This is a genomic window from Bartonella sp. AA81SXKL, assembly GCF_042196945.1.
Taxonomy (GTDB): Bacteria; Pseudomonadota; Alphaproteobacteria; order Rhizobiales; family Rhizobiaceae; genus Bartonella.
Map to the genome: position 1 here is coordinate 1 of NZ_JBHIRH010000176.1, position 801 is coordinate 801.

Consider the following 801-nt stretch of genomic DNA (forward strand, 5'->3'; position numbering starts at 1 on the left):
GTTTGATCGAGGAGAGACCCTAAAGGTTCATGCATAACAAGAGACGGCATGAGATATTCGAACATAGAGCCAGACCATGATAAGAGGGCTCCTCTCCAACCAATTGGGATAAGAAGTCGACCAAGATGAAACCAATGTTTACATTTTATGTCTCCTTTTGCGATGGCAAAAAAGCTTGCGAGACGCGCTTCTGAAGCGAGCAGGTCATAACAATTTTCATCAAGTTTATTTTCTTGAACATTATATCCAATGGACAAGAGATGCCGTTCAGGATGCTCTAAGAAATCAAATTCCATATCAAGGGCTATTTTTCGAGCATTTACGGCTAAAGTTTTTTACAGAGTTGTTCGGTGTTATAGTCATTGCTGGCATCGTGATGATGCGCTTCACAGGTTTCTACAAGACATTTGGCCCAGGAGAGTGTTTGAGCGGATTCTGTCGTTTGAATTTTTTGATGAAGTTCATCTATTAACTGCACAATATCGTGAGCGATAAGTGAGAGGTTCGTAATAGAAGAAGAGGTGATGTTTGATTTTTCTACGAAAGCATTAACACAGTGATCAAAATTGGTGATGCACTCTTCGATTTGTTGACGTAAGGAGCGTAAAATAGGTTGATTATCGGGAATTTCTTTGAAAATTTCGGCAAGAATAGCATGAACATCAGATAAGCCTTCTCGATGATTTTGAAGAAAAACATAGGGTTTTTCAGCCCATTCTCTTAAAGCTGAAGCAAGTGTCATCAAATGTCCGGCGAGATTTCCTGAATCAACAGTTGAGACATAAGTAGGCAAGAGAGGTT

At 39.8% G+C, this 801-nt stretch carries 1 pseudogene; it reads right to left on the bottom strand.

Annotation, left to right across the window (positions count from 1 at the left end):
- A pseudogene (locus ACFINZ_RS10410) lies at positions 1-801 on the bottom strand (hypothetical protein); the annotation flags it as partial.